Annotated in this window: 20 protein-coding genes; all 20 read left to right on the top strand. The window is 75.0% G+C overall.

The annotated features are described in order from the left end of the window. Nucleotide 1 precedes the first annotated feature (1 nt). Entirely contained in the window at nt 2-331 is a 330-nt protein-coding gene (fliE, locus tag B8281_RS18560) for a flagellar hook-basal body complex protein FliE (protein ID WP_043658833.1), read from the top strand. Nucleotides 332-333: 2 nt separating this feature from the next. Next, nucleotides 334-1,962, top strand: coding sequence for a flagellar basal-body MS-ring/collar protein FliF (fliF, locus tag B8281_RS18555; protein WP_034652806.1), 1,629 nt, complete (start codon nt 334-336; stop codon nt 1,960-1,962). After that, nucleotides 1,959-3,080: a flagellar motor switch protein FliG gene (fliG, locus tag B8281_RS18550; protein WP_081600280.1), complete on the top strand. Its 1,122-nt coding sequence runs from the start codon at nt 1,959-1,961 to the stop codon at nt 3,078-3,080. Before fliF ends, fliG begins: the two co-directional genes overlap by 4 nt. Then, nucleotides 3,070-3,720: a FliH/SctL family protein gene (locus B8281_RS18545; RefSeq protein WP_085388476.1), complete on the top strand. Its 651-nt coding sequence runs from the start codon at nt 3,070-3,072 to the stop codon at nt 3,718-3,720. The genes fliG and B8281_RS18545 overlap by 11 nt, the downstream gene beginning before the upstream one ends. Before the next feature lie 95 nt (nt 3,721-3,815). Beyond that, nucleotides 3,816-5,099 (top strand): FliI/YscN family ATPase, encoded by a 1,284-nt coding sequence (locus B8281_RS18540; protein ID WP_232322819.1) that lies wholly within the window; start codon nt 3,816-3,818, stop codon nt 5,097-5,099. After that, on the top strand, nt 5,099-5,533 hold the full coding sequence (locus tag B8281_RS18535) for a flagellar FliJ family protein (RefSeq protein ID WP_085388474.1): 435 nt from the start codon (nt 5,099-5,101) through the stop codon (nt 5,531-5,533). The genes B8281_RS18540 and B8281_RS18535 overlap by 1 nt, the downstream gene beginning before the upstream one ends. A gap of 2 nt (nt 5,534-5,535) precedes the next feature. Further along, the gene (locus tag B8281_RS18530; RefSeq protein WP_085388473.1) at nt 5,536-6,249 is read left to right on the top strand and encodes a C40 family peptidase; all 714 of its coding nucleotides are present in this window, start codon (nt 5,536-5,538) and stop codon (nt 6,247-6,249) included. Nucleotides 6,250-6,260: 11 nt separating this feature from the next. Continuing rightward, nucleotides 6,261-7,820, top strand: a complete 1,560-nt coding sequence (locus B8281_RS18525) for a flagellar hook-length control protein FliK (protein WP_085388472.1) — start codon at nt 6,261-6,263, stop codon at nt 7,818-7,820. Nucleotides 7,821-7,833: 13 nt separating this feature from the next. Beyond that, nucleotides 7,834-8,322, top strand: coding sequence for a flagellar hook capping FlgD N-terminal domain-containing protein (locus tag B8281_RS18520; protein ID WP_061266696.1), 489 nt, complete (start codon nt 7,834-7,836; stop codon nt 8,320-8,322). Nucleotides 8,323-8,337: 15 nt separating this feature from the next. Continuing rightward, nucleotides 8,338-9,519, top strand: coding sequence for a flagellar hook protein FlgE (locus tag B8281_RS18515; RefSeq protein WP_085388471.1), 1,182 nt, complete (start codon nt 8,338-8,340; stop codon nt 9,517-9,519). 145 nt (nt 9,520-9,664) lie between these two features. After that, nucleotides 9,665-9,979, top strand: a complete 315-nt coding sequence (locus tag B8281_RS18510; RefSeq protein ID WP_085388470.1) for a flagellar FlbD family protein — start codon at nt 9,665-9,667, stop codon at nt 9,977-9,979. A 3-nt stretch (nt 9,980-9,982) separates the two neighbouring features. Next, a complete protein-coding gene (locus B8281_RS18505; protein ID WP_021483317.1) occupies nt 9,983-10,756 on the top strand; it encodes a motility protein A in 774 nt (257 codons plus the stop codon). After that, nucleotides 10,756-11,649 carry a flagellar motor protein MotB gene (locus B8281_RS18500; protein ID WP_081600165.1) on the top strand — a complete coding sequence of 298 codons (894 nt, stop codon included), beginning with the start codon at nt 10,756-10,758 and terminating at the stop codon, nt 11,647-11,649. The genes B8281_RS18505 and B8281_RS18500 overlap by 1 nt, the downstream gene beginning before the upstream one ends. Before the next feature lie 66 nt (nt 11,650-11,715). Then, complete coding sequence (locus B8281_RS18495; RefSeq protein ID WP_034652792.1) at nt 11,716-12,615, top strand: flagellar motor switch protein FliM; 900 nt, start codon at nt 11,716-11,718, stop codon at nt 12,613-12,615. Between the two features lie 3 nt (nt 12,616-12,618). After that, entirely contained in the window at nt 12,619-13,323 is a 705-nt protein-coding gene (gene fliN / locus B8281_RS18490) for a flagellar motor switch protein FliN (RefSeq protein WP_034652790.1), read from the top strand. A 5-nt stretch (nt 13,324-13,328) separates the two neighbouring features. Next, on the top strand, nt 13,329-13,940 hold the full coding sequence (locus B8281_RS18485; protein ID WP_085388469.1) for a flagellar biosynthetic protein FliO: 612 nt from the start codon (nt 13,329-13,331) through the stop codon (nt 13,938-13,940). Then, nucleotides 13,937-14,779 (top strand): flagellar type III secretion system pore protein FliP, encoded by an 843-nt coding sequence (gene fliP / locus B8281_RS18480; RefSeq protein WP_076403290.1) that lies wholly within the window; start codon nt 13,937-13,939, stop codon nt 14,777-14,779. Before B8281_RS18485 ends, fliP begins: the two co-directional genes overlap by 4 nt. Nucleotides 14,780-14,781: 2 nt before the next feature. Beyond that, complete coding sequence (fliQ, locus tag B8281_RS18475) at nt 14,782-15,057, top strand: flagellar biosynthesis protein FliQ (protein ID WP_021482560.1); 276 nt, start codon at nt 14,782-14,784, stop codon at nt 15,055-15,057. A gap of 6 nt (nt 15,058-15,063) precedes the next feature. Then, a complete protein-coding gene (locus B8281_RS18470; RefSeq protein ID WP_043657044.1) occupies nt 15,064-15,816 on the top strand; it encodes a flagellar biosynthetic protein FliR in 753 nt (250 codons plus the stop codon). Beyond that, entirely contained in the window at nt 15,816-16,949 is a 1,134-nt protein-coding gene (locus tag B8281_RS18465; protein WP_076403286.1) for a flagellar biosynthesis protein FlhB, read from the top strand. The genes B8281_RS18470 and B8281_RS18465 overlap by 1 nt, the downstream gene beginning before the upstream one ends. Nucleotides 16,950-17,071: the final 122 nt, after the last annotated feature.

Raw genomic sequence — 17,071 nt, 5'->3', positions numbered from 1 at the left:
CATGCCCATCCCCTCCGTCGAGGCCACGACCGGCACCGGGTACCTCACCGGCGTCGAGAGCCTCTCCGCGACCGCCGCCGCCGCGACCGGGTCGACCGGTGCCGCGGGCGCGAGCGCCTTCGCCGACGTGCTGGGCGGCGCGGTCGACAGCACGCAGCAGCTCCAGGGCGCCGCGAACGAGCTGGCGATCGCCGCCGTCACGGGCGACCTCGAGAGCGTCCACCAGGCGACCATCGCCTCCACCCGTGCCCAGACGACCCTCGAGCTCGTCGCCGCCGTGCGCAACAAGGCGGTCGACGCGTTCAACGAGATCATGAGGATGCAGGCCTGACGATGCCCGAGAAGATCAGGTCGACGTTCGGCCGCGCGTTCGGCGCCGTCCGCGACTTCACCATCGCCCAGCGCACGCTCGCGCTGCTCGCCCTCGCGATCCTCGTGGTCGGGATCGTCGCGCTCGTGTCGTGGGCGTCGCGCCCCAGCTACACGCCCCTGTTCTCCGGCATGTCGAGCGCGGACGCCGCCGCGATCGTCGACCAGCTCCGGTCGCAGGGCGTGCCCTACGAGCTGACCGACGGCGGCGGCACGGTGCTCGTCCCCGAGGAACGGGTCTACGAGCAGCGGCTCGCGGCCGCGACGGCCGGCCTGCCCGCCGACGAGTCGACGGGCGGCTACTCGCTGCTCGACGAGATGGGCGTCACGTCGAGCGAGTTCCAGCAGGACGTGACGTACAAGCGCGCGCTCGAGGGCGAGCTCGCCCGCACCCTCTCCGCGATGGACGGCGTCGAGACGGCGACCGTCCAGCTCGCGATCCCCGAGGAGACGGTCTTCGCGGCCGAGCAGGGCACCCCGACCGCGTCGGTGTTCGTCGCTCCCGCCCGGGGCCAGAAGCTCACGACCGAGCAGGTCGAGGCGATGGTCCACCTCGTCTCGGCGTCGATCGACGGCATGGCGCCCACCGACGTCGCAGTCGTCGACGCGCAGGGCGAGGTGCTCTCCGAGGTCGGCGTCGGGGCGCGGTCGTCGGGCGAGCAGGCCGGGCAGTACGAGGAGAAGGTCTCCGGGCAGGTGCAGGCGATGCTCGACCGTGTCGTCGGCGCGGGGAACTCGACCGTCGCCGTCACCGCCCAGATGGACGTGGCGAGCTCCGAGCGGCTCGAGGAGACGTTCCGCACCCCGGAGGGCGGCCCGGTCCTCAACGAGTCCACGACGACCGAGGAGTACACCGGCGGGGCCGGGGGTACGGCGGGGGTGCTCGGGCCGGACAACATCGCCGTCCCGGGCGGCGCCGGCGCGGACAGCAGCTACACGTCCGAGGACGCCACGCGCAACAACGCGATCGACAAGGTCACCGAGACCACGACGACGCCCGCCGGCGCGCTGACCCGGCAGGCCGTGTCGGTCGCGCTCGACGCCGAGGTGGCCCGGGGGATGGACACGGCCGCCATCACCGCGATGGTCTCCGCCGCCGCCGGGATCGACGCCGAGCGCGGGGACACCGTCGAGGTCGCGGTGCTGCCGTTCGACACGGGCGCCGCGGAGTCGGCCCAGGCCGCGCTCGCCGCGGCGGAGGAGGCGGCCGCCGCCGAGAGCCGGGCGCAGATGCTGCGCACCGCGGCGGTCGTCGCCGGGGTGCTCATCGCCCTGGTGATCGTGCTCGTGGCCGTGCGGCGCGCCCGTCGCCGCCGCGAGCGGCGCGAGACGGTCGACCTCGAGGACCTCCGCATGACGACCCTGCACGAGCTCGACCGCGACGACGAGCACCCGGCGCTCCTGTCCGGCGGCGGTCAGGGCGAGCTCGAGCCCGTGCCCGAGCGGCCGGAGATCCAGCCGCCGACCCCGCGGTTCACGAGCCTCGACCAGCGTCGGGCCGAGATCGACGCGCTCGCGGCGACCGACCCCGACAAGACGGCCGAGTACCTGCGGGTGCTGCTCGCCGAGGACCGGGCGGGGGCGCAGCGATGAGCGTCACGACGGCACCGCCGGAGACGGCGCCCGCGGGCACCGGCGCCGCCGGCCTGGCGGCCGCCCTCGACCCCGCCGCCGCGGCGCTCGCGACCGAGGCCGCGCGCAAGGTCGCCGCGATGAGCGGGGTGCAGAAGGTCGCCCTGGTGCTCATGCAGCTCAGCCAGGAGCGGGCGGCGACGGTCCTGTCGCTGCTCTCCGAGGAGGAGGCCTCCGAGGTCGCCGCCGAGATCATGCGCACCCAGGTGGTGGACGAGGAGCTGGCGGTCGCGGCCCTCGACGAGTTCTACGACATGGCGCTGTCCGGCACGCCGCGCCCGCGCGGGGGCAAGGACTTCGCCGTCGGGCTGCTCGAGGCGTCGATGGGCGCCGACCGGGCGGCCGACGTGGTCGAGCGCCTCGTCGCGAGCATGCAGGGCAAGGCGTTCGAGTACCTCGACGGCACCGAGCCGGGACAGATCGTGTCCCTGCTCGACGGCGAGCACCCGCAGACCGTCGCCCTCGTCCTCGCGCACCTCAGCTCGGGCGTCGCGTCCGCGGTGCTCGCCAAGCTGGCCGACGACTACCGCACGGACGTCGCGCAGGCGCTCGCGACCATGGGCACCGCGTCGCCGGACGCGGTGAAGATCGTGTCGGAGCAGTTCCGCACCCGCATGGGCGCGAGCATCACCCCGCGTCAGCCGGTCGAGATCCTCGGCGGCGTCCAGCCGCTCGTCGACATCATCAACCGCTCCGACGGCGCCACGGAGAAGGCGGTCCTCGAAGGGCTCGAGGCCCGCGACCCGCAGCTCGCCGAGGAGGTCCGCTCGCGCATGCTGACCTTCGAGGACATCGCCTCGTTCGAGGCGCGCGACGTGCAGATCATCCTGCGCGGCGTCGAGATGTCGGTGCTCGCGCTCGCGATGAAGGGCACGACCGCCAAGGTCGTCGAGACGATCACGAAGAACATCTCCGAGCGCAACCGGGCGCTGCTGGAGGAGGAGGTCGCCGGGCTGGGCGGGGTGCGCATCAGCCAGGTCGAGGAGGCGCGCGCGGAGATCGTCCGCGTCGTCCGCAACCTCGAGGCCGACGAGAAGATCACGATCCACCGCACGGACGGGGACGAGCTTGTCTACTGACGCCTCCTTCGTGCCGCGGGCCGTGCCGGTCCTGCGCAGCGACCGCGTCGCGGAGGTCGAGGCGGCGGCGTCGGCCCGCGGGTACGCCGCCGGCTACGCGGCCGGGGCCCGCGCGGCCCGCGACGAGGCGGAGCGCCTGCGCGCCGCGCTCGAGGCGGACCACGCGCGGCGCACCGCCGAGCGCGACGAGCGGACCGCGCGCGCGGTCGCCGTCCTGCGCGAGGCCGCCCGGGCGCTCGGCGAGCGGACGGTCCCCGTCGTCGCCGCGGCGCAGGACGCCACGGTCCGGGGCGCGCTCGACCTCGCGGGGTCCGTCCTCGGGTACGAGCTCACCGACCGGCCGGGGGCCGCCCGCGCGGCCCTCGCGCGCGCGACGGCCGTCGCCGACGGCGCGGTCGTCGCCGTCCGGCTGCACCCCGACGACGTGCGCCTGCTGACCGAGGCCGGGGTCGACGACGTCCGCCTCGTCGCGGACGCGTCGCTCGACCGCGGCGACGCCGTCGCGGAGCTCGAGCACGGCTTCCTCGACGCGCGCGTGCGCGCCGCCGTCGACCGGGCGCGGGCCGAGCTGGCGCTGCTCGACGTCGGGCCCGACCTCACGCCCGACGCCGGGCCCGGCGCGTCCGGAGGGTCGTCGTGACGGCCCCGGTCGGCTCGGCCGCCCCGAGCACGCGCACCGCGGCGGGCGCGTCCCGCCCGCACTCCCGCCCGCCCGCGCTCGACTCCCTCGTCGCGGTGGCGCGGCCCGAGCGGGTCGGCGTCGTGACGTCGGCCGTCGGGCTGAGCCTCGAGGTCGCGGGCCTGAGCTGCGGCATCGGCGACCTCGTCCACGTCGGCGACGGCCCGCACCCCCTCGACGCGGAGGTCGTCGCGACCGCCGAGGGCAGGGCGCGCTGCATGCCGCTCGGCCGGCTCTCCGGTGTCCGCGCGGGCGACCCGGTGCGCACGCGCGGCACCGGGGTCCTCGTCCCGACCGGGCGCGGGCTGTTCGGCCGCGTGGTCGACGCGCTCGGCCGCCCCGTGGACGGGCGCGGCCCGCTCGGGCGCGCGCCCCGCGTGCCCGTGGACGCGGACGCGCCCGCCGCGATGGAGCGGGCGCGCATCGACACGCCGCTCCAGACCGGCGTGCGGGTCCTCGACACGCTCACCACGCTCGGCCGGGGGCAGCGCATCGGGCTGTTCGCCGGCTCGGGCGTCGGCAAGTCGTCGCTGCTGTCGATGGTCGCGCGCGGGACCGACGCCGAGGTGTCGGTCATCGCGCTCGTCGGCGAGCGCGGGCGCGAGGTGCGCGAGTTCCTCGAGGACGACCTCGGCCCCGAGGGCCTGGCCCGGTCGGTCGTCGTCGTCGCGACGTCCGACGAGCCCGCGATGATGCGCCGGCGCGCAGCCTTCACGGCGACCCGGATCGCCGAGTCGTTCCGGGAGGCCGGGTCGCACGTCGTCCTCATGATGGACTCCCTCACGCGCGTGTCCATGGCGCAGCGCGAGATCGGGCTGTCCGTGGGGGAGCCCCCCGCGACCCGCGGCTACCCGCCGTCGACGTTCTCCCTCATGGGGAACCTGCTCGAGCGCGCGGGCACCGCGGCGACGGGCTCCGTCACCGGGATCTACACCGTCCTCGTCGACGGCGACGACCACAACGAGCCGATCGCCGACCAGGCGCGCTCGATCCTCGACGGGCACGTGGTGCTCGACCGGTCCATCGCCGTCTCGGGCCACTACCCGGCGGTCGACGCGCTCGCGTCGGTCTCGCGCGTCGCGTCGCGCGTGACCACGCCCGAGCAGCGGTCGGTCGCGCTGACGCTGCGCCGGGTCCTCGCGGCGCGCCGCAAGGCCCAGGACATCCTCGACATCGGGGCGTACAAGAAGGGCACCGACCCCCTCGTCGACGCGAGCCTCGAGCACCAGGGGGCGATCGACGCCTTCCTGCAGCAGGTCATGACCGACAGGACGCCGGCCGAGGAGTCGTGGGCGCGCCTCACGCGGCTCACCCAGGTGCTGGCCGGAGGGGAGGACTGATGGCGGGGAAGTTCCGGCTCGCGGGCGTGCTGCGCCTGCGCCGCCTCGAGGAGGACGGCGCCAAGGCGGCGCTCGCGGGAGCGCACGCGGACCTCGCGCGCACCGTGGAGGAGACGGGCGGTCTCGCCGCCTACCTCGACGCCTCGCCCGAGCGCCCGACGACGAGCGCGGCCCTGTCCGGTCTCGCGGCCTCGCGCGCCGCGGCGAGCGCGCTGTTCTCCGTGCTCGAGTCCGAGGAGCGCGTGCGCGCGCACGCCGTGGACGAGGCGCGCGCCGAGCTCGCGCGCGCCCGCGCCGCCGCGCTGGGCCTCGAGAAGCTCGAGGAGCGGCACGACGCCGAGACGGCCCGCGCGGAAGGGCGCGCCGACCAGGCCGCGCTCGACGAGATCGCCTCGGCCGCGCGGCGCACGACGGCCGGGGGGTCGACGACGTGAGCATGACCCAGGCGCTCGCCCGCGTGGGCGAGATCCGCACGGAGATCGTGGCGCTGCACGACGTCGTGACCGCCCCCGGCCGGTCGACGGCGGCACCGTCCACGAGCGCGACCGACTTCGCGTCGGCGCTCTCGGCGCTCGCGGCGCTGCCGACGACGGGCGCGGCGGGCACCGGCTCGGACGTGGTCGGGCGCCTGCTCGGCACGCTGTCCGGGGCGACGGGCGCCGACGAGCTCGCGCGCAGCGCGCTGTTCGGGGCGGGGGCGTCGCCGGGCGCCGCGGCGGGGGCGGCCGTCGTGCCGGCGGCGCCCGCGGCGCCGGTCGGCCCGGCGACCGCGCCGGACGGCGCGACCGACGGCGGGGCGGGACGGTCGGTCGTCGAGACGGCGCGCCAGTACCTCGGCGTGCCGTACGTGTGGGGCGGCGAGAGCCTCGGCGAGGGCGGCCTCGACTGCTCGGGCCTCGTCCAGCTCGTGTACTCCGCGCACGGCGTCGACCTGCCGCGCGTCGCGCGCGACCAGATGCGCCAGGGGGCCGAGGTCGGCTCGCTCGCCGAGGCGCGACCCGGCGACCTCGTGGTGCAGCGCGGGGGCAAGCACATCGGCATCTACCTGGGCGACGGGCAGATGATCCACGCGCCCAAGCCCGGCCGCACCGTCGAGATCACGGACGTCAGCGACGCCTCCGTGACGACCATCCGCCGCGTGATCGGCTGAGGAGGACCACGATGACCCTGACCACGAACGCCCTGGTCGCGGCTCCGGCACCGGCCACGACGGCGCGGCCCCGGGCGGCGTCCGGAGCGTCGGCCGACGCGTTCGGCCGCAGCTTCGACGCCGCGCTCGGCGAGGCGGCCCGCGGCCGCCAGGAGCCCGCGCGGCCTCGCGGCGGCACCCCTGCCGATCGGGCCGTCGACGACGGCACGACCGCCGCCGGGCCCTCGACCGACAGCACCACGACCGCCGGGCCCTCGACCGACGGGTCCTCGACCGACGGGCCCGCGGCCACCGGGACCCCCGGCGCCGACTCCTCGGCGGACCGCACCGCCGCCGCGGACGACCAGCCCGCCGGGCCGTCCGTGCCCGTCGGCCTGCCGGGCCTGCCGGTGCTCCTCGACACGACGCCCGTCGGTCTCGACGGCTCGCTCGCCGGCACCGCCACGCCGGACGGCGCGGCAGCTGCCGCCGTCGCGGAGGACGCGGCGGCCGGCGACGCGCACGGCCCGGCGGGCGCGGCGCCGTCGGACGACGCCGCGGCGGCGCCGGACGCGCCCGCCCCGGCCACGGGCGACCGCCCGGGCGCACCCGGCACAGCCTTGGCGGCCGGTACAGCCTCGGCGGTCGGTGCAGCCTCGGCGGCCGGGCCTGGCGAGGCCTGGACGCCGACCGGTGCGCCGTGGTCGTTCGACGCGACGGCGACGGTGGACGGCCCGGCGACCGTGCCGGCCGCGACGCGGGCGAGCGGTGCTGCCGGAGAGGCCGTCGCCACGGCCGGATCCCCGGGGAGCGCCGGGCCCGGGGCCGGGACGAGCACGACCCCGCCGCCGGGCCCGGTCCCCGCCACACCGGGGGCGCCGGTCTCCGCCGCGCCGGGTGCGCCGACCGGTCCCGGGGCCAGCGGCGTCGCTCTTGCGCCGGGGGAGGCGGACGGCGTGACGGCCCCGGCCGCGACCGGCCCGGAGGGCACGGCCCTCGCGCCGGACGGAGCGCCGCGGGCCTCCGCGGAGCTCTTCGCCGCCGCCCCCGTCGCGGCCCCCGCCGCCCCGCAGGCCGCGGGCACGCCCGCGGTGACCGCGCCGGCGGCGGCGTCGCACCCGGCACAGCCGCTGCACGCCCAGGTCACCGGGCCCGTCGTCCGGCTCGCCGAGGCGGGCGACGGCGACCACGTGCTCACGCTCTCCGTGACGCCCGAGAACCTCGGGCCCGTGACGGTCCGCGCGCACGTCGCGGGCGGTGACCTGCGCATCGAGCTCTACGCGCCGCACGACACGGGCCGCGAGGCGCTGCGCGCCATCGTCGCCGACCTGCGGCGCGACCTCGCGGGCATCGCGGGCGGGGCGTCGTCGGTCACCGTCGCGGACGCGGGAACACCGGCCGCGGCCGGGGACGGTCGGGACGGCCGCGGTGCCACCGCCGACGGGTCCGGCGCACGTCGCGACCCGCAGGAGCCCGGCGCGCGCGACCACGGCCCGGGCCGCCCGCACCGAGGGGCCACCGAGCCCGAGACCGAGCCGACAGTGGTCGGCAGGACGTACGGCGCCGCCCGGCGCCTCGACGTCCTCGTCTGAGGAGAGGAACCACGTGCCCGTCGAACCCGTGAGCGCGCCGGCGCCGGCATCGATGTATGCCACGAAGAGCGTGCGCGCGCCCAAGCAGGAGTACGACAGCGAGCTCTTCCTCGGGCTCCTCGTGACCCAGCTGCGCAACCAGGACCCGTCCAGCTCCATGGACACGGGCGAGATCGTCTCGCAGACGACGTCGCTCGCCATGATGGAGGCGCTCACGCGGATGAGCGGGCTCGTCGAGGAGTCGTTCGCGCTCCAGATGCGTCAGTCGGCCGCCGACCTCCTGGGCAACAAGGTCTCCTACCTCGACGCCGACGGCGTCGAGCACACGGGCACCGCCACCGCGGTGTCGTACCGCGACGCGGTACCCACCGTGACGATCGGCGGGGTGACGGTCGACCTCGACCACGTCTCCGCCGTCACCTCCTCGGTCAGCACGGATGCCACCGGGACCCCGGCAGCCACGGACGGCGCCACCGACGACCACGGCAGCTCCGCCGCCTGACCCGAAAGGACTCTCGTGCTCCGCTCCCTCAACACCGGAATCTCCGGCCTGCGCGCCCACCAGAACATGCTGGACGTCACGGGCAACAACATCGCGAACGTCAACACGACGGGCTTCAAGTCCTCGCGCACCCAGTTCCAGGACACGCTGTCCCAGCTCGTCGCGGCGGGTGTCGCGCCGGACCAGCAGGTCGGCGGCGCGAACCCCGCGCAGATCGGCCTCGGCGTCACGACGGCCGCCATCACGACGCAGTTCACGCAGGGCGCCGCGCAGACCACGGGCGTCCCGACCGACCTCATGATCGACGGCGACGGGTTCTTCGTCGTCGAGCGGGGTGGCCAGGCGTACTACACGCGCAACGGCGGGTTCACGTTCGACGGCGCGGGCCGGCTCGTCAACGCGAGCGGCGACCTCGTCCAGGGCTGGACCGCCACCGACGGCGTGGTGAACACGAGCAGCCCGCTCGGCAACCTCACGATCCCCGTCGGGGACGTCATCCCGCCCCGCGCGACCACGGGCGTGACGTTCGGGGGCAACCTGCCCTCGGACGCAGCGGACGGCACCGAGCTCGTGCGCGACGTCGAGGTCTTCGACGCGGCGGGCCGGGCCAGCAAACTCTCGCTCGTCTTCACGGCCGCGGGCGGCGGCTGGTCCGTGAGCGCCCGGGACGGCGCGACCGGCGCCACGCTCGCCGGCCCGCAGGCCCTGACGTTCACCGGCGGCGCCCTGACCGGCGGCGGGTCCCTCGCCGTCGGCGGCGTGACGGTCGGTCTCGACGCGCTCACCTCGTACGCGGGGCTGTCCAACGTCGCCGTCGCGAGCAAGGACGGCGGGGCCGCCGGGTCGCTCACGTCGTACTCCGTCTCCGGCGACGGCTCGATCGTCGGCCGCTACTCGAACGGCCGGACCGAGGTCCTCGGCCAGGTCGCGCTCGCGACGTTCACCAACGCCGGCGGGCTCGAGAAGGCGGGCGACTCGCTCTTCGCGGCGACGCAGTACTCGGGCGACCTGCTGGTCGGCGCCGCGGGCGACCCGGGCCTCGGCTCGATCACCGCGGGCGCTCTCGAGATGTCGAACGTCGACCTCTCGCAGGAGTTCACCAACCTCATCGTGTCGCAGCGCGGGTTCCAGGCGAACTCGCGCGTGATCACGACGTCCGACGAGGTGCTCACCGAGCTCGTCAACCTCAAGCGCTGACCCGGGCGCGGTGGGGTGCCTCCCGGCCCGACCGGGAGGCACCCCACCGAACCCCGCGCTGGACCCCGCACCGCCTTCCGACCCGCACCTCCGTCCCGAACCCGTCCGCACCTGACCCGGACCCGTCCCACCCGAAGGGAGAGCCGTGATCGTCCTCACGCGCTTCAGCTCCGAGCGCATCGCGATCAACGCGGACCTGGTGGCCCGCGTCGAGACCAACCCGGACACGCGCGTGACGCTCATCGACGGCTCGCGCTACATCGTGACCGAGCCCATGGAGGTCGTGATCCGCCTCGTCGAGGAGCACAAGGCGCGCGTGCTCGCGCTCGCGCGCTCCCTGCCCGCCCCCGCCGAGCGCGCGCCGCTCGAGGTCGTCCGGTCCGCGCCCGACGACGACGCCCCCGCCCCCGGCGACCGCCCGGTCGCCCTCGCACCCCTGCCCGACACGAGGACGAAGTAGGCCATGGACCCCGCAACCATCATCGGCATCCTCGTCGCGTTCGGCTCGCTCATCGCGATGGTGTACCTCGAGGGGTCGCAGATCACCTCGATCCTGCTCCCGGCACCGATCATCCTCGTCTTCGGGGCGAGCATCTTCGCCGCCGTCGCGTCGGGGACGCTCAAGGACTCGGTCCGGGCCTTCAAGACGCTGCCGCGCGCGTTCACGGGCAAGGCGCCCCGTCCCGCGGAGGCCATCGAGGAGGTCGTCCGGGCCGCGGAGATCGTCCAGAACGACGGCGGCCTGCTCGCCCTCGAGGCCGAGTCCCAGAAGACCGACGATCCGTTCCAGCGCAGCGCGCTGCAGTCGCTCGCCGACGGCTCGGACGCCGAGCAGCTGCGCACCCTGCTCGAGGAGCGGATCGAGACCAAGGCCCGCGAGGACGCCGTCGCGTACGACTTCTTCAACGCGATCGGCGGCTACGCCCCCACGATCGGCATCGTCGGCACCGTCGTCTCGCTGACCCACGTGCTGGAGAACCTGTCCGAGCCCGAGAAGCTCGGGCACATGATCGCCGCGGCGTTCATCGCGACCCTGTGGGGCATCCTCTCCGCCAACTTCATCTGGCTGCCCATCGGCGCGAAGCTCAAGCGCCTGTCCGACCTCGAGATCGAGCGGCTCCACGTCCTCCTCGAGGGCTACATGTCGATCCAGGCGGGCTCGCGCGCCCGGGTCATCGACGAGCGGCTCAAGACGATGGTCCCCGAGTGGTCGTTGCCCGAGGACAAGGCCGCCTGATGGCGCGGCGTCGCAGGGGCGGCCACGGCGGCGGGGGCGGCGGTGGCGGGCACGACACGGGCGGCTCCGGCCGCTGGATGGTGTCGTACATGGACATGGTGACCGTCCTCATGTGCCTGTTCATCGTCCTGTTCGCCATCAGCTCGGTCGACCAGGGCAAGTACCAGGAGCTGAAGTCCTCCCTCGCGGAGGGCTTCGGCAACGTCGAGGACGCCGCGGTCGTCGAGGAGGTCGTCGAGAACCCGGCCAAGGAGCCGGTCGACGTCGAGACGGACCTCGAGCGCGCGCTCGACGAGGTGTCGGACCTCTCGGCGCTGCGCGACGCGATGGCCCGCGACCTCGCCGCGCACGGGCGGTCCGACACGGTCCGGTTCGACATCGACGAGCGCGGCCTGACCGTGCGGCTCGTGTCCGCGGACACGTTCTTCTCGCCCGGGAGCGCGGACCTCACGCAGGAGGCGCGGGCGGTGCTCGACGTCGTGGGCCCGGCGCTCGCGCCGACCGCGCACGAGATCCGCATCGAGGGCAACGCGGACTACACCTCGACCGTGACGTCGGTCTTCCCGTCGAACTGGGAGCTGTCCTCGTCGCGCGCCACCGCCGTGCTGCGCCACCTCGTCGAGCAGGACGGCCTCGCCGAGCACCGGATCGCCGCGGTGGGCTTCGGGTCGGCGCGTCCGCTCGCCGAGGGCACGAGCCCCGAGGCGCTCGCGACGAACCGCCGCGTCGACATCATGGTGCTCTCGTCCGCGCCGGAGGCCGTGCGCGCGCTCATCCCGCAGGTGCTGTCGGGGCAGCTCAGCGCGGCGGACGTCCCGGCCGCGGAGGCGGACGCGCGGGCTCTCGCGCGGGCCGCCGAGACGGCGGGAGAGGCGGGCGCACCGGGGGAGTGACGCGGTCCGTCGAGCCTGCGCGGCGTCGCGCAGGCTCGCGTCGTGCGCGCCCGCATAGGAGCGGTCGTGAGCACGACGACACCCGAGCGGGTCCAGCAGCCCGCACCGAGCCGCAAGGTCGAGGTCTACGACTTCCGCCGCCCGACGACGCTCGTCCGCGAGCACCACCGCATCCTCGAGATGGCGTTCGAGAGCTTCGCGCGCCAGTGGGGCACGCAGCTCACGGCCCGCGTGCGGGTCGTGAGCCAGGTCAACCTCGCCGCGGTCGCGATGCGCACCTACGACGACTACGTCGCCGAGCTGCCCGTGACGACGACGTTCGTCGTGTGCGAGCTCGAGGGGATCGGCCCGCGCGCCGTCCTGCAGTTCCCGCACACGGACGCCCTCACGTGGATCGCCCACATGCTCGGCGCCGGGCCGTCCATCCCGGTCGTCGACCGCAAGTTCACCGACGTCGAGCGCACGCTCGTGACGTCGCTGCTCACCGAGACGCTGCGCGACCTGCGCCACTCGATGGGCCGGCTCCTCGAGAACCCGCTGCGGATCTCGTCGATCCAGCACAACTCACAGTTCGCCCAGGCCGCCCCGACCGCCGAGCTCATGATCGTCGCCGAGTTCGACCTCCGCGTCGGCGAGCGCGCGTGCCGGGCGACCCTCGCCGTGCCGTCGGTCGCGCTGCTGCCGCACCTCGGCGAGGCCAACCCGGCGGACGACCCCGCCGACGCGACCCGGCGCACGCGCCAGCACGTCGCGCGCTCGCTCGTCGACGTCACCGTCGAGCTCACCGGCGCGTCCATGACGCCGACCGAGGTGCTGGACCTCGCCGTCGGCGACGTCGTGCACGTCCCCCACGCCCAGTCCCGCCCGCTCGACGTCATCGTCGACGGCCACGTCCTGGCCCGCGGCGCCGTCGGCTCGTCCGGCTCCCGCCTCGCCTGCCGCATCGTCACCACCGAGGAGAACTGACCCATGAGCACCGCCACCCCGGTCGAGCAGTCCGTCGTCGAGGCCGCGTCGGCCGCCGCCCACGCGCTCGTCGAGCTCGTCCCGACCAGCACCCCGCTGCGCGCGGCCCTGCGCGGCGGCGCCCCCGTCGGCCCGCAGGCCGCGCGGGCGGTCGTCGCCTCGTACGTGGGGGACTCCGGCACCGACCTCGCGCTCGCACTCATCGACCAGGACGCGCTCGCCGACGCCTCCCAGGAGGCGGCGCTCGACGTCACCGACGTCCTGCGCCCCGCCCTGGAGGCCGCGGGGGCGACCACCGGCGTCGGCGTGCTCGGGGAGGTGCGCGTCGCCGACGCGACCGCGCTCTTCGAGGACCCGGAGTCCGTCGTGTTCGAGCTCTCCACGGACGACGGCCCGACGGCGGGCTGGTTCGTCGTGCGCACGCGCCGCGCGCTCCAGAGCCTGCCCGACGAGGCCGTGACCGGCGCGCGGCTCGCGCGCATCTCCAACGTCGAGATGCGCCTCTCCGTGATCGTGGGCCGCACCCGGATGCCGGTGCGGGACGTGCTCAGCCTCGAGCCGGGCGCCGTCGTCGAGCTCGACCGGTCCGCCGGGGCGCCGGCGGACGTGCAGCTCAACGGGCGCACGATCGCCAAGGGCGAGGTCGTGGTCGTCGACGGCGGCGACTACGGGGTGCGCATCACCAAGATCCTCGACGCGGACGACTGACCGGCATGGACGTCACCACCGTGCTGCGCGTCGCCTTCTCGCTGGCGGTCGTGCTCGGGCTCCTGTGGGTCTCGTACCGCGTCGCGAGCAAGACCTCGCGCTCCGCGCCGCGCGGGCGCCAGGAGCAGCTGACCGTGGTCGCGCGCCAGGGGCTGTCGCAGAAGAGCGCCGCGGTCCTGCTCGAGGCCGGGGGCCGGCGGTACCTCCTCGGTGTGACGGAGTCGTCCGTGACCGTCATCGACGGCCCGACACCCGTCCCGTCCGACGTCCCGCCCACCGCGGTCACCGCGGTCACCGCCGCGGACGCGACGCCCGGTGCTCCGACCTCGGACGAGCCGTCGTTCGACGACGCCGTCACCGCGGCACGGCTGTGGCTCGCGCAGCCGCCCGCGAACGGGGACGCCCCGGCGTGGAACGGCGAGCGCGGCTCGGTTCCCACCGACGTGCCCACCGGCGCGCCCGCCGCCGCGCCCCCGGCCGTCTCGGGGCCTCGGGTCGGGACCCCCGGGACCGCCGTCGTCGTCGCGCCGCCCGTGCCGACGAGCGCCCTGCGCACCTTCCTCGCGCCCGACACGTGGCGCAAGGCCGCGCGGGTCGTGCGAGGAGGTGCCCGGTGACCCGCGCCCTCCCGTCGCGCCGCGCGCTGCGCGTCGCGGTGCTCGTCGGGGCGGTCCTGCTCCTCGTCGCGGTCGCGACCGTCCTGCTCGCGCCCCACGCGGGCGCCGCGGTCGTCGACCCGACCGACCCGGCCCCGCCCACCCAGCCGGTCGACCCGCAGGACGGCGGGTCGACGCTCTCGGTGGAGATCAACGGGCCGAACGGCGAGCCGTCGTCGTCCCTCGTGACGCTGGTCGGCATCACGCTGCTGTCGCTCGCGCCGACGCTGCTGCTCATGATGACGTCGTTCACCAAGATCTTCGTCGTCCTCGCCCTGACCCGGAACGCGCTGGGCACCGCCACGGTGCCGCCCAACATGGTCCTCGCCGGGCTCGCGCTGTTCCTCTCGCTGTTCGTCATGTGGCCGGTGTTCGGCGAGATCAACGACGCCGCGGTCCAGCCCTACCTCGACGGCACCACGACCTTCAGCCAGGCGCTCGACGCGGGCGCCGTGCCGCTGCGGGAGTTCATGCTCGCCCACACGCGCGAGGAGGACCTCGCGCTCATGACGCGCGCCGCCGACCTCGAGAACCCGGCGACCCCCGTCGACGTCCCGCTCACGACGCTCGTCCCCGCGTTCGTCATCTCGGAGCTCCGCGCCGCGTTCATCATCGGGTTCGTCGTCTTCGTGCCGTTCCTCGTCATCGACCTCGTCGTCGCCGCGGCCCTCATGAGCATGGGCATGATGATGCTGCCGCCCACGATGATCTCGCTGCCGTTCAAGCTGCTGCTCTTCGTCCTCGTCGACGGGTGGGGTCTCATCACGACCTCGCTCATCGGCTCGTACGGGATGGGTTGACCGTGGAGACCGCCGCCGTCCTCGACGTCGCCACGCAGGCGCTCGTCCTCGCCGCCAAGCTCGCGGCCCCCGTGCTCGTCACGTCGCTCGTCGTGGGGCTCGCCATCTCGATCGTGCAGTCCGTCACGCAGATCCAGGAGATCACGCTCTCGTTCGTCCCCAAGGCGCTCGCGGTCGCCGTCGCGCTCGTCGTGTGCGGCAACTGGATGATCGGCGAGATGGTGACGTTCACGCACGAGATGTTCGACCTCATCCCGTCGCTGCTGAACGGGGGCTGACGTCCCGTGCAGCTCGAGATCGACCTCGCGTGGCTCCAGGCGACGATGCTCGCGGGCGTCCGCATGGCCGCGTTCATGACCATCGCGCCGCCGTTCTCGCACCACGCCATCCCGCGCCAGGTCCGCGCGATCCTCGCGGTGTCGCTCGGGCTCGTGGTCTCCGGTCGTGCCGCCCCCGGGTACGAGGCGACCGGCACCGCGACGTTCCTCGCGCACCTCGTCGCCGAGGCGGTCACGGGGGCGATGCTCGGGACGCTCGTCATGGTCGTCTTCTCGGCGATCACCGCCGCCGGCGCCCACCTCGACCTGTTCGGCGGGTTCTCGCTCGGCATGGCGTACGACCCCCAGACGAACGTCAACGGGTCGCAGTTCACGCGCCTCTTCGCGCTCCTCGCGGTCGTGCTCATGTTCGTCTCCGACGCGTACCAGCTGATGGTGCTCGGCCTCGCCCGCTCCTACGAGGCCGTCCCGGTGGGCGGCCTGGCCGGCGTCCCGGCGGCGTCGTTCGTCGAGGCCCTCACCGGGTCGTTCGTGGCGGGGCTGCAGATCGCCGGGCCGATCGTCGTCGTGCTCTTCCTGGCCGACGCCGGGCTCGGCCTGGTCAACCGGGTCGCCCCCGCGCTCAACGCGTTCGCGATGGGCTTCCCGCTGAAGATCTTCCTCACGCTCGCGCTCGTCGGGACCGTGCTCGTCGCGCTGCCGCACGTCGTCTCGGTGCTCACGGCCGAGGCCGTCGAGCGCATGGGCGGGGTGGGCTGATGGCCGACTCCACCGAGGAGAAGACCGAGCAGGCCTCCGACCGGAAGATGAAGGAGGTCCGGTCCAAGGGCCAGCTCGGCAAGTCGCAGGACCTCACGGCCTGGGTCGGGGTCGGGATCGCCGGCGCGGTGATCCCGCTGACCGTGAGCGCCGCGGCACGGGCCGCGACCGACCAAGTGCTGTCGCTGCGCACCGTGATCGAGAACCCCGAGCCCGCGGTCGCGCTCCAGCTCGCGCAGGACGCGCTCGGTTCCGTGGTGCCGACCATGCTGCCGCTGCTCGGGGCGATCGCCGTCGCCGTGCTGCTCGCGTCGGTCGCGCAGGGCGGCCTGCACCTGAAGCGGCTGAGGCCCGAGGCCGACCAGTTCAACCCGATGAGCGGGCTCAAGCGGATGTTCGGGGCGCAGGCGCTGTGGAACGGCGCCAAGGCCCTGCTCAAGACGACGGTCGTCGGCGTCGTGCTCTACGCGGTCGTCCAGTCCCTCATGCCGGTCCTCCTGGCCGCGGGCGGCCTGCCGATCGCCTCGCTGCTCGAGGCGGCGGGCTCCGGCGTGCGCTCGCTCCTGGTCTGGGCGACGGCGGCGGGCCTCACGCTCGCGCTGTTCGACGTGCTCGTCGTGGCGCGACGCAACCGCAAGAAGACACGCATGACCAAGAAGGAGCTCAAGGACGAGAACAAGAGCACCGACGGCGACCCGCTCGTGAAGTCGCAGCGCCGGTCGATGGCGCGCTCGATGACGCGCAACCGCATGATCGCCGCCGTGGCCGACGCGGACGTCGTCGTCGTCAACCCGACCCACGTCGCCGTCGCGCTGCGGTACGAGCCCGGACGCTCCGCACCGCGCGTCGTCGCGAAGGGCGCCGACCACGTCGCCGCCCGCATCCGCGAGAAGGCCGAGGAGTCGCGGGTGCCGATGGTCCGCGACGTCCCGCTCGCGCGCGCCCTGCACCGGGCGTGCGACGTCGGGCAGGAGGTGCCCGTCGAGCTCTACATGGCCGTCGCGCGCGTCCTCGCGTTCGTCATGGCGCTCACGCGCCGCGGCGCGGCGGCCTCGTCCGTCCCGCACCGCATGGCCCGCCCGGCGATCGCGCCGGGCGAGTGGCCCGCCGCCGACGACGCGCGGGCCGCATGACCTCGCCCGGCCCAGCCGTCGGCGCGCGCTGCGGCGGCCACGACCTGCATAGGACGTCGCGTCAGCAGCCGCCGACGCCCCGGACCCGGAAGGACCAGCGTTCCGCGTGAAGAACCGATCCC

This window comes from Cellulosimicrobium sp. TH-20 (assembly GCF_002105775.1).
Taxonomy (GTDB): domain Bacteria; phylum Actinomycetota; class Actinomycetes; order Actinomycetales; family Cellulomonadaceae; genus Cellulosimicrobium; species Cellulosimicrobium funkei.
The sequence above is the reverse complement of the archived record's forward strand: the minus strand, read 5'-3'. Positions and strand labels throughout refer to the sequence as shown.

What these genes read in the sequence shown, in the direction of transcription:
- fliE (WP_043658833.1), top strand. Translation starts at nt 2, where the DNA reads ATGCCCATCCCCTCCGTCGAGGCCACGACCGGCACCGGGTACCTCACC.
- fliF (WP_034652806.1), top strand. Translation starts at nt 334, where the DNA reads ATGCCCGAGAAGATCAGGTCGACGTTCGGCCGCGCGTTCGGCGCCGTC.
- fliG (WP_081600280.1), top strand. Translation starts at nt 1,959, where the DNA reads ATGAGCGTCACGACGGCACCGCCGGAGACGGCGCCCGCGGGCACCGGC.
- B8281_RS18535 (WP_085388474.1), top strand. Translation starts at nt 5,099, where the DNA reads ATGGCGGGGAAGTTCCGGCTCGCGGGCGTGCTGCGCCTGCGCCGCCTC.
- B8281_RS18530 (WP_085388473.1), top strand. Translation starts at nt 5,536, where the DNA reads ATGACCCAGGCGCTCGCCCGCGTGGGCGAGATCCGCACGGAGATCGTG.
- B8281_RS18525 (WP_085388472.1), top strand. Translation starts at nt 6,261, where the DNA reads ATGACCCTGACCACGAACGCCCTGGTCGCGGCTCCGGCACCGGCCACG.
- B8281_RS18505 (WP_021483317.1), top strand. Translation starts at nt 9,983, where the DNA reads ATGGACCCCGCAACCATCATCGGCATCCTCGTCGCGTTCGGCTCGCTC.
- B8281_RS18500 (WP_081600165.1), top strand. Translation starts at nt 10,756, where the DNA reads ATGGCGCGGCGTCGCAGGGGCGGCCACGGCGGCGGGGGCGGCGGTGGC.
- fliN (WP_034652790.1), top strand. Translation starts at nt 12,619, where the DNA reads ATGAGCACCGCCACCCCGGTCGAGCAGTCCGTCGTCGAGGCCGCGTCG.
- B8281_RS18485 (WP_085388469.1), top strand. Translation starts at nt 13,329, where the DNA reads ATGGACGTCACCACCGTGCTGCGCGTCGCCTTCTCGCTGGCGGTCGTG.
- B8281_RS18465 (WP_076403286.1), top strand. Translation starts at nt 15,816, where the DNA reads ATGGCCGACTCCACCGAGGAGAAGACCGAGCAGGCCTCCGACCGGAAG.